The sequence below is a fragment of the Gillisia mitskevichiae genome, from assembly GCF_003634585.1.
In the GTDB taxonomy this organism is placed as follows: Bacteria; Bacteroidota; Bacteroidia; order Flavobacteriales; family Flavobacteriaceae; genus Gillisia; species Gillisia mitskevichiae.
Window position 1 is genome coordinate 308,476 of the sequence record NZ_RBLG01000002.1, and the last position, 13,496, is coordinate 321,971.

At 32.1% G+C, this 13,496-nt stretch carries 14 protein-coding genes; 7 read left to right on the top strand and 7 right to left on the bottom strand.

Features of this window, described 5'->3' with window-relative positions; genetic code table 11:
* Positions 1-66: 66 nt before the first annotated feature.
* The 5 genes from cysM to BC962_RS07095 all read right to left on the bottom strand — a co-directional run bounded on the left by cysM (position 67) and on the right by BC962_RS07095 (position 6,056).
* Complete coding sequence (gene cysM, locus BC962_RS07070; protein WP_121345268.1) at positions 67-951, bottom strand: cysteine synthase CysM; 885 nt, start codon at positions 949-951, stop codon at positions 67-69.
* Entirely contained in the window at positions 944-1,738 is a 795-nt protein-coding gene (locus tag BC962_RS07075; protein WP_121346031.1) for a serine O-acetyltransferase, read from the bottom strand. The genes cysM and BC962_RS07075 overlap by 8 nt, the downstream gene beginning before the upstream one ends.
* Positions 1,739-2,143: 405 nt before the next feature.
* On the bottom strand, positions 2,144-4,393 hold the full coding sequence (locus tag BC962_RS07080; RefSeq protein WP_121346032.1) for an FUSC family protein: 2,250 nt from the start codon (positions 4,391-4,393) through the stop codon (positions 2,144-2,146).
* Positions 4,394-4,718: 325 nt separating this feature from the next.
* Entirely contained in the window at positions 4,719-5,123 is a 405-nt protein-coding gene (locus BC962_RS07090; protein ID WP_121345271.1) for a hypothetical protein, read from the bottom strand.
* A 213-nt stretch (positions 5,124-5,336) separates the two neighbouring features.
* Positions 5,337-6,056: an SDR family oxidoreductase gene (locus BC962_RS07095; protein WP_121345273.1), complete on the bottom strand. Its 720-nt coding sequence runs from the start codon at positions 6,054-6,056 to the stop codon at positions 5,337-5,339.
* 271 nt (positions 6,057-6,327) lie between these two features.
* Between BC962_RS07095 and BC962_RS07100 the strand changes: the two genes are divergently transcribed.
* The 4 genes from BC962_RS07100 to BC962_RS07115 all read left to right on the top strand — a co-directional run bounded on the left by BC962_RS07100 (position 6,328) and on the right by BC962_RS07115 (position 9,177).
* Complete coding sequence (locus BC962_RS07100; protein WP_121345274.1) at positions 6,328-6,705, top strand: hypothetical protein; 378 nt, start codon at positions 6,328-6,330, stop codon at positions 6,703-6,705.
* 80 nt (positions 6,706-6,785) lie between these two features.
* Positions 6,786-7,403: a YqaA family protein gene (locus BC962_RS07105; protein ID WP_121345276.1), complete on the top strand. Its 618-nt coding sequence runs from the start codon at positions 6,786-6,788 to the stop codon at positions 7,401-7,403.
* A gap of 65 nt (positions 7,404-7,468) precedes the next feature.
* Positions 7,469-8,236 (top strand): DUF1206 domain-containing protein, encoded by a 768-nt coding sequence (locus BC962_RS07110; protein WP_121345277.1) that lies wholly within the window; start codon positions 7,469-7,471, stop codon positions 8,234-8,236.
* Positions 8,237-8,397: 161 nt separating this feature from the next.
* A complete protein-coding gene (locus tag BC962_RS07115) occupies positions 8,398-9,177 on the top strand; it encodes a DUF1206 domain-containing protein (RefSeq protein WP_121345279.1) in 780 nt (259 codons plus the stop codon).
* A 5-nt stretch (positions 9,178-9,182) separates the two neighbouring features.
* Here the strand turns inward: BC962_RS07115 and BC962_RS07120 are convergent, their stop codons facing one another.
* A complete protein-coding gene (locus BC962_RS07120; RefSeq protein WP_121345281.1) occupies positions 9,183-10,292 on the bottom strand; it encodes a DEAD/DEAH box helicase in 1,110 nt (369 codons plus the stop codon).
* 157 nt (positions 10,293-10,449) lie between these two features.
* Between BC962_RS07120 and BC962_RS07125 the strand changes: the two genes are divergently transcribed.
* The gene (locus BC962_RS07125; protein ID WP_121346033.1) at positions 10,450-10,605 is read left to right on the top strand and encodes a YqaE/Pmp3 family membrane protein; all 156 of its coding nucleotides are present in this window, start codon (positions 10,450-10,452) and stop codon (positions 10,603-10,605) included.
* A 67-nt stretch (positions 10,606-10,672) separates the two neighbouring features.
* Here the strand turns inward: BC962_RS07125 and galE are convergent, their stop codons facing one another.
* Entirely contained in the window at positions 10,673-11,704 is a 1,032-nt protein-coding gene (gene galE, locus BC962_RS07130) for a UDP-glucose 4-epimerase GalE (RefSeq protein ID WP_121345283.1), read from the bottom strand.
* A gap of 180 nt (positions 11,705-11,884) precedes the next feature.
* Between galE and BC962_RS07135 the strand changes: the two genes are divergently transcribed.
* Both BC962_RS07135 and BC962_RS07140 read left to right on the top strand, forming a co-directional pair.
* Positions 11,885-12,169, top strand: a complete 285-nt coding sequence (locus BC962_RS07135) for a DUF3817 domain-containing protein (RefSeq protein ID WP_121345285.1) — start codon at positions 11,885-11,887, stop codon at positions 12,167-12,169.
* Between the two features lies 1 nt (position 12,170).
* Positions 12,171-13,478, top strand: a complete 1,308-nt coding sequence (locus BC962_RS07140; RefSeq protein ID WP_121345287.1) for a mechanosensitive ion channel family protein — start codon at positions 12,171-12,173, stop codon at positions 13,476-13,478.
* The last annotated feature ends 18 nt before the right edge of the window (positions 13,479-13,496 follow it).

Here is a 13,496-nt window from a genome sequence, read left to right on the forward strand (position 1 = left end):
AATGATGTCCTTAAAATATATACTGTAAGATTCAAGGAACACCCCTACCCTATGTTCCTTGAGATCTTATAAAAATAGATCTGATGATAAATACCTATCTCCTCGATCGCATATAATACTCACCACCACACCTTCATCTAACTCTTCACATAATCTTACCGCTGCACTAGTAGCTCCTCCACTACTCATTCCTGCAAAAATACCTTCATCTTTTGCCAAGCGTTGTGTCATTGCCTTGGCCTCTACATCGCTTACTTCTATAACCTGGTCTACTTTTTTAGGATCAAAAATCTTTGGCAAATATTCTAAAGGCCATTTTCTTATCCCTGGAATTTTAGAATTATCTGTAGGTTGCACTCCTACTATTTGAATGGTATCATTTTGTTCTTTCAAGAAAGTGGACGTGCCCATAATAGTTCCAGTAGTTCCCATGGAGGAGACAAAATGCGTGATTTTATGCTTAGTATCTCTCCAAATTTCAGGTCCTGTAGTCTTATAATGTGCCTTCCAATTATCATTATTCGAAAATTGATTTATCATAAAATAACCATCAGAATTTACTTTTTCTTCGGCATAATCTCTTGCATACTCAATACCTCCATCTGCATCGGTTAAGGTAACTTTCGCACCATAAGCTCTCATAGTTTGTACTCGCTCTATTGTAGAATTCTCAGGCATAACCAACTCTATATTCAGTTTAAAAATTCCTGCTATCATAGCTAAAGCAATCCCAGTATTTCCACTAGTAGCTTCAATAAGTTTAGACTCTTTATTGATCTCTCCTCGCTCCAAGGCGCTTTTTATCATATTGTAAGCAGTACGATCTTTTACACTACCTCCAGGGTTTTGTCCCTCAAGTTTTAAATAGAGACTAACTTTAGGATTTTTGATCAAAGTTTCAGTCTTAACTAATGGGGTGTTCCCAATTAAACTTATAATTGAATTACTCATTTTTTATTGATTTTTTAATTTTGATTTGAGGATTATGAGACACCATAGAATTTGATGGAACCGAAGCTGTTAACCAAACATTACCTCCAATAATACTATTCGCTCCAATTATAGTATCTCCTCCTAAAATTGTGGCATTTGCATAGATCGTTACATTCTCCTTTATCGTGGGATGTCGCTTTATGTTTCTTAATTCTCTATTTACAGAGAGGGCTCCTAAGGTAACACCTTGATATACCTTTACATTATCCTTAATAATACAAGTTTCACCAATCACAACTCCAGTAGCATGATCTATAAAGAAAGGAACTCCTATTTGAGCTCCTGGATTTATATCTGTTCCGGTTTGCCTATGCGCACACTCAGACATTAACCTAGGCACCAATGGCAAGCCATATTTTTTAAACTCATGACTAAGCCTATAAATTGCAATGGCAAAAAATCCTGGGTAGGCAAGATAAATTTCTTCAATAGAATTTGCTGCCGGGTCATGCAACATAATTGCGCTTGCATCTTTATTTAACTTTTCTAAAATCTCTGGTAACTTTTGCAAATAAGAGTTCCATATCTCGCTACAAGGCTTATTTGGTTCCCAACATACTAGCTCCACTAATTCTTGAAAGTCTTGTTCTAGAATTACTAAATTACTTTCTACAGGAGTATCCCCATCAAATAGTGTATAGAATAACTTATGCGTGAAAGTCTCCGTTTTTTCACGAATTATGTACCTTAAATTAGGTAGCTGCTTCTGCTCTTGAATTTTATTGATAATCTCACTTTTTTCCATCATTAAACCATGTGTTTAGCCGGTACTAAGCCGTCTAGTAATTTGCTCTTATTTATTCAAAGTTATGGATTTCCCATATACCCATAAGGGATCAAAATTTAAATTTGAAACCTAAATTTTAAGTTTAAAAATTTAACATCACACTTCAGTTAAAATTATATTAATATCCAAAATATTATTTCCAAAATTCTGTAAATTAGCGTGTTAACCAAATAAAAAATATATTATGGCACAATCACAGAATCCTCAAAAAGGGAATCAAAAACAAGATCCTAAAAAGTCAGATCAAAAGAAACAGGATCAAAAGAAAACTCAACAGCCTAAACGTTAATTAGGTTAAAATTTTTTTATTAAATTTTGGAAGCCACCTTTTAAAGGTGGCTTTTTGTTGAGTGTATGCCAAGTTTAATTTTTTGGTAAATCAATTTTTGAGGTCCTTATTATTATTTTTTCGCTTAAAGCATATAACCATTTTAACTGTGAGGTAATCAATTGAACTTCCTGCAATTGCTCTGTATTGCTAATATTAATTAATTTATCCTTGGTTTTTGTTTCTTCATGAGTCTTATTTAACAACTCAAAACGATTATCAAAATAATACTGTGCTTCCTTTCTAATGTTAGAGTCTAAAGTTTTATCATACACCTTTTCTGTAATAAGACCATTGGCAATATTAAGATTATGAGATATCCCTTCTATATAATTATTAAAATAATTGGAGGCCTCTGTAGTAGGGTGGTTTTGAATATATGTACCCATAGATGCGAGAGAAGAAAGAAATGTATGATTTAGTACAACAACTTCATAAAACTTATCCAAATGCATTTGTTTAGATTTCGGTTCCTGCGTCATTCTTTGAAAGGTTGTACTTAAATTCCCACTTGCTAAAAAAGCTCTTTTTCTAGCCAACTTATAAGAGGTTGGAACAGGCCCCTTCTCCTGATAATATTTCTGAATTGAAAAAAGGTATTCAATATTTGCTTTTAAACTCTCCCCAATTACCGCATTTAGGCTAAAATATTCCCAAGAAGGCCAAAGTATAGCATTCCCTAATGCCGCCAATCCTGCACCCAATATGGTATCTACAATTCTAAACTGGATTACATTAAGCACATCTGGTTTTAAAAGCGCATAAATAAAAACCACGCTTAACGTAATAAAAGTTGCAGAGGTCTTATAATTTCTTTGCACCATTGAAAAAGCAATTATCAAACTTAATATCCCTAGAATGGCGTATACTGTAGTATCCTGAATTAACAAAACTATACCAGTTGCAATTATCCCTCCCAATAAAGTACCTATGATACGTTGTTTAGATCGCTGCTTAGTTAGTCCATAATTTGGACGCATAATAACTATGATTGTAAGTAAGATCCAATAGGCATTCTGTAAAGAAAAATATGCGCCAATGCTAAATCCAACCATAACCACAAGAGCTAATCTTAAGGAATGTTTGAAGATTGTTGATTTTAAAGTAAAATTTTCAATTAATATATTAAGATCGTATTCTTGATGCGAGATAAAGCGTTGAGCATCTCCACTTTTCGCAAAACCTAAATCCTTAAAATCCTTATTACTTAAAATACGTTCTACTTTAATGATTTTTTCTACCTGCTTGCATTGGTAATCATATAAATTTTTAAGCAGAATAGAATTTTGTAAGGCCCCAACATCTCTAGATGGTGATACTTCTTCTATTTGATCCTTTATGTTTTGAAGATATTTTTCTAGTAAATTCGCGTTATTTAATCCTTTAGATTGTATAATTATTTTCGAAATGTACTTCATTCTGGCAGCCATTTCGAATGTTAAAGTTTGAAATGACAATCTTTTTTCTGACTGCTTAGAAAGGATCTCATCCATTTTTTCATAGTCTACTGGGTTAGCCATAGCTAATTCCAAAATATCTATAAGTTGAATGAAGATTAGAAATCGTTTACGTTCAAAATTGGAACTTCCAGAAGATTTTCTAGAAGAGATTAAAATATCCCGTAAAGTTTCATGATTTACATTGAGATCTGCTTGAAGCTCTAACATCCTTTTCTGCAATTCCTCTCTATTGGAATTAGGATCCAATAATTTGCCTCGAATTTCTAAATATTGTGAGGTTAGATCTAATCCTTGAGAAAGGAACTGTTCAGTTTCTGCTTTGGGATTGATTTTGTGCCATATGATGGTTAAAAATAAATACCAAATTCCGCCCAACCCTATAAAAAGTGCACGTTCGTAAAATTCTAGTACTACAGATATATTTGCAAAACTTAAAACAAGAGCAAATAATCCCGAAAAGCTTATTAAAGAAGCTCTAAAACCATAAACTGCAAAATAGGAGAAGGCAAACATGATTATACCTAATATTGGAATGGTAATCCAGGATGAAGGATTTAAAAAACCACCAATCAGACTGGCAATAACTGCGAATAAGGCAGATAATAGAATTCCAAAATTTCTATTTCTAAAACTTCCACTAACATTACTTGGGGAGCTTAGTAAAGAACCTAGGGCTAAGGCAAGGCCAATCTCAAAATAACCAGAATAGATTCCAATCAATATTGGAACAATAATTCCTAGCGCCAATATTATAGCCTTAGTAAAGTCGGTGCTTTTTAAGAAAAGTATAGATTCTTTATAAGATTCTGTAAGATTAAACTTCAAATAATTCAAATTCTAGTTAAAATTTTGAAATACAAAGGTAACTGCAAAAGACACGGGGAGCGTTAAACTTTTCTGAAAAAACTTCTTTTTAAAAGTTTGAAAAACTAAGAGGGAAATATTTTTGTGTAAACCCATATTTAAACTTCTATGAAGAAAAGTATCTAAATGCAAGGTTTTACAGTGAGAAATTTTAACAAACCCTACAGCCCATTTAAAATCTTTTTTTGAAAGATAGAATAATGCTAAAATGCTTATCAAAATTAAATCGATATTCCTTCATTTCTCTAATATTTACATAACGAAATACTAATCTCTCGAATACCCTTCAATCCCAAATAGAATCTCCCGTCATCTTATTCCATATAGTATTATCATCTAGTCTTTTTATCTGATTTGAATTAATAATTTGGAATACTAAAGTTTCTTCTGGCAGTTCAATATTATCATCAAAAGTTACAAGAATATTTTTCTTCACAATAGAATATTCTCCTCTCCAAATAATATCTGTAAGAATAATTTCAGCAATACCATTTTCTAGAAAACTTATTTCTGAATGGCAATTGATAAAAAAATCTGATGGTTGGGCATCTAAACATTCTTTTTCAGATTTAAAATAAAGAAAAACATAAGTTTCATTCTCTAAAGAATTCTTGTTCTTAGGCAATTCATTTCTCTCACAAAAACTTGCCATAAAAAAAAGCGAACACAAAAAAAGTAATTTTATTTTCATAATTTAAGATTTAAGGATAGCTGTCTTTAAATTACTAAATATCAGTTAATTATCATATTATTTTTAAGCTTTTAATTATCCTATTTAAGGCTGAAAAATTTAATTAAAAACTTAGCTTAGCTATAAAAAAATATGCCATCAGAATTTAAATCTAATGGCATATTGAATAATGATTCCTAAAATATATTTAAAACAATTCAGAAGAAAATTAATTTAAGAATTTGGTGGCATGGATGGTCGCACCTCAATTTTGCTTGGTAAACTTCTAGGGTTCATTTTTAATAGGTCTACAACCAATTCTCCAATATCCTCTTTCTGAATTTTCCATGCATCTTCTTTACTTGGCACATGATCATTAAAATGCGTTGCCACAGATCCTGGCATAATTGTACTCACTTTAATTCCATATTTTCTAAGATCTAACATTGCAGCTTGAGTAAATCCTGTAACGCCAAATTTACTTGCATTATAAGCAGTTCCTCCTGCAAAGAAATTAGTCCCCGCTAAGCTTGAAATAGTAATAATATATCCTTCAGATTTTTTTAAGCCTTCCAAGCTAGATTTTACACTGTAAAAAACGCCGGTAAGATTGGTGTTTATAGTAGATTGCCAATCTTCTATACTCAATTCATCTATAGGTGCAAAATGACCAACTCCCGCGTTAGCAACTAAAACATCCAGCTGCCCCCAAGTATCGATCACTTTATTAACAGCAATTTCTTGACTTTTATATTCCTGTACATCTGCTTCTAAAGCTAAGACCTCTCCACTTCCAATACTTTTAAGCTGTGCAGCAGCCTTTTCTGCCGATTCCAGCTTTCTACTTGTAATTGCCACTCGCATTCCAAGTTTTAATAATGCCTCTGCAACTCCAAAGCCTATTCCTTTACTCCCGCCGGTAATTAAAGCAACTTTCTGATTATAATTTTCCATTTTCTAATTTTTATTGAATAAGCTTAAAACTACTAAACATCCCGTGCTACAGAAAATATTAGAGACTAATAAATTGTTAATTATTAATTGAATTAAAGCGAAAATGCTTGATATGAACGCTTTAAAAGACACAATAAATTCTTTTATAATTATTAGCTAAAATGGTTTCAAAAAAACTTTAAAGGAGTAACTTTGCTAGCACCCTTAAAAAGCGCTTAAAATGAGTTGATTTAGGGTTTAGAATTTGACAATAACACAAAACATATACAAGTTGAAAAATCCAAAAGCTCAAAAACTAATAGATAAAATACAACGCGATTTAATGCGTAACGGATTAGTTGTTAATACTCTTGTAGAAGATTTAAAACAGTTAAGACCTTTTGCTATCGAAGAAGAAAATCCTCTTTTAGCAAAAGTGATCCGTTTAACTTTTGAACATATTGAAAACACCAATTCTTTTGAAATTTCAATTCCTGATGATGAACCATTAGATGAGAATGATGAAGAAGAATCAATAGCTATGGAATCTTCTCCACAAGAAAGTTTAGATTATCTTTTATCATTGATGCATGATACTTCAATAAAAAATAATGTAAGCGATCTACGTGAATACAGTCGTGCCTTAGCTGAATATGCTGAAGAAAATTAATTGAATCTTAGTGCTATTACAAAAGTGGTCAAACCGTTTTTTTAATAGCACTTTGATATCCTTAACTAAATTAACCATGAATGAAAAAGGAAGCGAAATCTAAAAAGAAATCGCGCGCGCGTTTACTTCATCAGTATTATAGTTATACCGGTTTTTATAAGTTTGTAGCTAAGAGCGTAAAAAAGGCAATTATCCCAATACTCCTTTTTATAGCAGCCATTTTTGCTTTGGATTATTTTGTTTTGGATCTTGATAAGTTATTAGTTACAGTTACAGAAACTTATTCTCCAATAGGGATTCTTAGCGTTTTTTTCGCATCAGAATCGTTACTTGGTATCATCCCTCCAGAGCTATTCATTGCTTGGGCAGGAAAGTCTGAATTTCCTATATTTTATTTATCCCTTTTAGCTGCGGCATCCTATATGGGTGGAATCGTCTCTTACTTTATTGGAGTTGGTATTACTAAAATTCCAGTAGTACACAAACAAATAGAGACTAACATGGCGAAGCATATAAAGAACACACGAAAATGGGGAGGTTTTCTAATAATCGTTGGAGCTTTACTTCCTATACCATTCGCAATGACAAGTATTGCTGCAGGAATAATCCGGTTCCCATTTATGAGCTTTCTAATGTATGGGTTATTGCGATTTGTAAGATTCTATGCATATGCTTTGGTCATTTTTGAAATGGTTTAAAAAACATCTTTTCTTCAAATAATTTCTTCCGAATATAAAATGACGATAAATTTAATTGTAATATAATGAGCCTTTTAAAAAATATAGCTAGAACTGGTTATATTGCCAAAGGTTGTATTTATTTGGTAACAGGTGTTCTTACATTTATGGCTGCGATTAATATTGGCGGTCAGAAAGCAGGGAAAGAAGAAGTTTTAGGGTTTATTAGAAAGCAAGAATTAGGAAGTACTTTATTAATATTATTATCTATTGGACTTCTTTGTTATGCAACTTGGAGATTTGCACAAGCATTTGTAGATCCTCAAAAACGGCATGGAAAACCCAAAAATAAAGGTCAGCGCTTTGCATTATTTATAAGTGGGATAACTTATGTGGGTTTAGCCGGTCTTGCAGTCTTAGCAGCTGGTGGAAGTATTGGTAATTCTGGAATAAAAAATTCAAGTATTTTAACTACTGCATTGGGTTTATGGATTTTAGCTGGAATTGGCTTAATTTTCATTGGCAGAGGAGTATACCAAATCACTAGATTATTCAAAACAAATTTTATTAGAAAGTTCGATCTGGATTCGATGACAGACGAGAAGAAAAGAAAAACTATAAAGAATTCTGCATATTTAGGAATGTCTGCCCGGGCTGTAATATTTCTTACAATTGGATATTTTGCATTAAAAGGAGCAATAACTGCTAATCTGAATGAAATTAAGGATACTTCAGATGTATTCTCTTTTATAGAAACCTCCTTTTGGGGATCTTTTCAATTGGGGATAGTAGCTCTTGGTTTTATTTGTTATGCTATTTATATGTTTCTGTCTGCCAAATATAGAAGTTTCTAATATTTCAAATTTTAGTCACTTACCATTTCCTACACTCAAGGTGTTTGCTTTTACGAATATTTTGAAGCACTAGAAATCTGCTTACCAATCATAATTTAATTATAAAGGTTTTTATAGTTCCTAAGTTTTCTAATATATTTAAACACCAACTAAATAATATTATGAATAAAAAACTTAAAAACATCGCTCGAACTGGACTTGCAGCCAAGGGAATAATATATGGGATTATTGGGATTCTAACCTTTCTCGCAGCCTTTAATATGGGTGGACAAAAAGCTGGAAAACTACAAGTTATAGATTTTTTAGAAAAACAAACTTTTGGAAAAATCCTATTAGTGATAATAGCGCTAGGGCTGTTATGTTATGCTTTTTGGAAATTTACTCAAGCTATTAGAGATCCCGAAAATATTGGTACCGATAAAAAATCTAAAGCCAAGCGAATAAGCTATTTTATTAGTGGAATAATATATCTGGGTCTTGGAGTATTTTCATTTCTTGATGCTGTTGGTTCGGCAGATAATTCTGGATCTTCAGGAAAGAATAGCAGTTTTTTAGCAACAGATGTTGGGTTGATCGTATTAGGAATTGTTGGTGTTATATTAATTGGAATTGGCATCTATCAATTTACAAGGATAAAGGAAGACACCTTCGAAAAGAAATTTAGTGCCAAAGCTTTAAGTGAGAAAAAACGCAAAAAAACGATTTATAATTCGGCGTATTTCGGACTTGCTTCTAGAGGAGTGATCTTTTTGATCTTAGGCTTTTTTGCTATCAAAGCCGCTTTTACATCCAATCCAAGCGAAATAAAAACCACCGCCGAGGTCTTCTCCTTTTTAGAAGATTCCTCATATGGCTCTTATTTATTGGGAATAGTGGCTGCAGGTTTAATAGCTTACGCCATATACACTTTTATGCTAGCAAAATATAGACGATTTAACTAATCCTCTTATTTAATTTTAGTGAACTTAATACCTAGTTCTTTTTCTAATTCAAAGATCTTTCTAGCTTCTTTTGGGTTTACTAAAACCAACGAAACTCCAGTATTACCAGCTCTAGCAGTTCTACCACTTCTATGTGTATAATATTCAGTTTGATCTGGCAATTGGTAATGAACTACAAAAGCCAAATTATCTACATCTATTCCTCTTGCAGCAACATCTGTAGAGACCAATAATCGCAGACTTTTATTTTTAAAAGCGCGCATTACCTTGTCTCTATCTTTTTGATGCATATCTCCTTCTAACAAACCAACCTCATAATTTTTTGCATGAAGTTGCTTAGCAAGAATTTTTGCTGCTGCCTTGGTTTTAGTGAAAATTATTCCTCTTTGTTTTCCTTGGGATTTTAAGAAAGATGCTAAAGTATCTAGCTTATTATTATCATCCCCAGAAACATATTGATGTACTATTCCAGTATTTACAGAATCATTTTTATCTATAGAAATTCTCAAAGCATCTTTAGACACATAATTCTCTATGATTTCATTTAATTCTTTAGGAATTGTTGCAGAAAATAACCACACATTACGCTCTCCTTTTGTTTTACTTAGAATCTTGGTAAGATCATCTTTAAATCCCATACTTAGCATTTCATCTGCTTCATCTAGGACTAAGGTGCTTATTTTTGAAATATCTAAAGCCTTACGGTTCATAAGATCTATAAGTCTTCCTGGGGTGGCAACAACAATATGAGTTGGTCTATTTAATCTATTAATTTGAATATCTATTTTTTCACCTCCATAAACTGCTTCAGTAAAAACCTGTTCAGAATATTTTGTGAATTTAAACAGTTGTTTTGCAATTTGCTGTCCTAATTCTCGTGTGGGAGCTAAAACCAATGCTTGAATATAATCTTTACTGGTGTCTACTCTTGCTAATAATGGTAAACCGAAAGCAGCCGTTTTACCTGTTCCTGTTTGAGCCTGACCTACAAAATCTATATTCTCTACAGATAATACAGGAATGGCAGCCATTTGTATTTTTGTAGGTGTTATTATCCCTAATTCATTTAATCCTTTATCAATATCTTTTGATACACCAATTGCAGTAAAACTCATAATTCTTATTTGAATCTGCAAAGATACCTTTTCTATTTCAGAATAAGTATTCCTAAAGTGAAGTTATAATTAGTTAAATAATAGCTAAACCAAAATGAAAAATATGGGATTCTACAAGGGATTAGCTAATTTCGAAAAAAACCAAAAAACCAATATTATGTCTTTAGTAACTATTATAATAAATATACTATTACCGCCACTAGCTGTTTTCTTAAAACATGGCTTAGGAGTAACTTTTTTAATTAGCTTATTGCTTACTGCTTTAGGTTGGATTCCTGGAGTGATTCATGCGTTCTATGTTAATGGAAAATAGTAAGTATTAAAAAAGCCACTTAGAAATAAGTGGCTTTTTTAATATATAAAGAGGGTTTAGCAAATTACTATTCCTCACTTTTAAATACCTTCTTCTCCCATTTCCATGCACTTTCCAAAGCTTCATCTAAACTATGTTCTGCTCTCCAGTTTAACCCGCTATTTGCCTTATTAGTATCTGCGTACGCCGCAGTAATATCACCTTCTCGCCTATCCACGATTTTATAAGCTAACTTTTTTCCCGTTGATCTTTCAAAAGATTCAATTACCTCTAATACAGAATTTCCTTTTCCAGTTCCTAAATTAAAAACATCATAATTTTTCTCTGTAGTTTCGTCTAATAATTTTTCTAGTGCTACAACATGAGCTTTGGCTAGATCCATTACATGTATATAATCCCTTACACAAGTACCATCACTAGTAGGATAATCATTGCCAAAAACTGAAAGCTTTTCTCTTTTCCCAATTGCCGTTTGCGTAATAAAAGGCACAAGGTTTTGAGGAGTACCTATAGGTAATTCTCCAATTTCTGTACTTGGATGAGCTCCTATGGGATTGAAATATCTAAGAGAAATAGCTTTTAAATTTGGATAGACTTTACAAGTATCCATAATTATCTCTTCTCCAATCTGTTTAGTGTTACCATATGGTGACATTGCTTTTTTTACGGGTGCATTTTCATTGATTGGTAAACTATCTGCCTGACCATAAACGGTGCAGGAAGAACTAAAAATAAAGCTGGCTTTATCTTTTTTGCTTAGTTGTTGTAAAATATAAACCAGAGTAGATAGATTATTCTCATAATATAACAACGGGTTTTCAACACTCTCACCTACGGCTTTAGAAGCTGCAAAATGTATAACCCCAGAGATATCCTGATGTTTTTCAAAAAAATCGATGACAGCCTCTTTATTTCTAAGATCTATATTTTCAAAGCTAGGAGGGATTTGTGTTATTTTAGTTATCCCCGCAAGGACATCTATAGAAGAATTTGATAGATTATCTATTATAATAACTTCAAATCCTTGCTGCTGAAGCGCCACTACAGTGTGCGACCCAATAAACCCAAGTCCGCCGGTAACTAATATTTTAGATTTCATTTTCTCTTTTTCTAATTCCGTGCAAAATAGTGAAATTGTAAAAAAAGAAGACTCTTTAAATTATATTCTTATTTTTTATTAGTAGAGTTTTAACAAGGAATTCCTTTCTAAATAGATTTTATTGGATGGATTTTTTACCTACTCTAAGTATTAAATTTATCTTTGCTGAAATTTATATTAATGAACGATCATATTCAAATAAAGGTTTTTAAATGGGTTAGCATTTTAGAAGGACTTTCCTTTTTATTGTTGCTGTTTATAGCAATGCCCTTAAAGTATTTATTTAATCTTCCACAAATGGTTGAAGTAGTTGGAATGGCTCACGGAATCCTTTTTATGTCCTACCTTGTAGGCGCTATAATAGTGTATAATATATTGGATTGGAAATTTAAGACCTTATTACTTGCCATTGCTTGTTCGGTAATTCCTTTTGGTCCATTTTATATAGAAAAAAAGTATTTATAATATGTTCGAAGAGATTTTTGATTTTAAACCTGCAAGCTGCTTTCTTGAAAATTATTTTATTGAACAAGGAATGAATACCGTTGCGGCAGGTTATTTAAATTTAGCAATTAATCTCCTCGTCCTTTTTGGAGTAGTACATTTTATAAATTATATTTTAAGAAGATTTGTAATAGAATCTTTTAAAGCCTTTACCAATAAAACCAAAACCACTTTTGACGATTTTTTAATAAAGAGTAATTTCCCTAAATATGTAGGAAGAATTATTCCTATTCTAGTGATCTATGCTACAATTCCTGTTATACTAATAGACCATCAATTTGCTTTAAAAGTTGTTATATTTTTAACTAACCTCTATATAATAATTTTAGTGGTTTGGATCTTTAGAAGTTTATTGCGTACTAGCAAAAATTATCTAAAGACGAGAGAAGAATTTTTTGACAAACCTCTAGATAGTTATATACAAGTTCTCATGATCTTTATTTGGATCGTGGGGATTATGTTTATTTTTTCTGAAATAACCGGAAAATCTGTAATTAATTTCGCGATCTCTTTAGGAGCTGCCTCTGCCGTTATTTTATTGATCTTTAAAGATACTATCATGGGGTTCGTAGCCTCTATTCAGGTTTCAGTAAATGATATTGTGCGAATTGGAGATTGGATAACATTTAGCAAATATGGAGCCGATGGAGATGTAACTGAAATTAATCTGGCAACTGTAAGAGTTCAGAATTTTGATAATACTTTTACAACTATTCCTACTTATAGTCTAATTGCAGACTCCTTTCAAAACTGGAGGGGAATGCTGGAATCACCAGGAAGACGTATTAAGAGAGCAATAAATATTAAACAAAATTCAGTAAAATTTGTCACTTTAGAAGACCTAGAGCAACTAAAATCGATTACTCTTATCGCCCCTTATTTGGAACATCGTCAAAAAGAGGTGAATAAGTATAATAAAAAAAATAATATAGACACTACACTTCCTATAAATGGTAGAAACCAAACTAATTTAGGGATCTTCAGAAAATATGCCGATGCATATTTACATGATCATCCAGGGATTAATAAAGAATTATACCTAATGGTTAGGCATCTAGCTCCAACACCACAGGGAATCCCACTAGAGGTTCTATGCTTTAGTAGTGATAAACGTTGGGAAAGTTATGAATATATTGCAGCCGATATTTTTGACCATCTAATAGCCGCACTACCCTATTTTGGACTTCAGCTTTTTGAAGCTCCCTCTGGAGATGATCTAAAATATTTAGCACATAATATGAATCAGAATTCACCTAAAACTCAAGTATAACAAACAAATTATACCCTA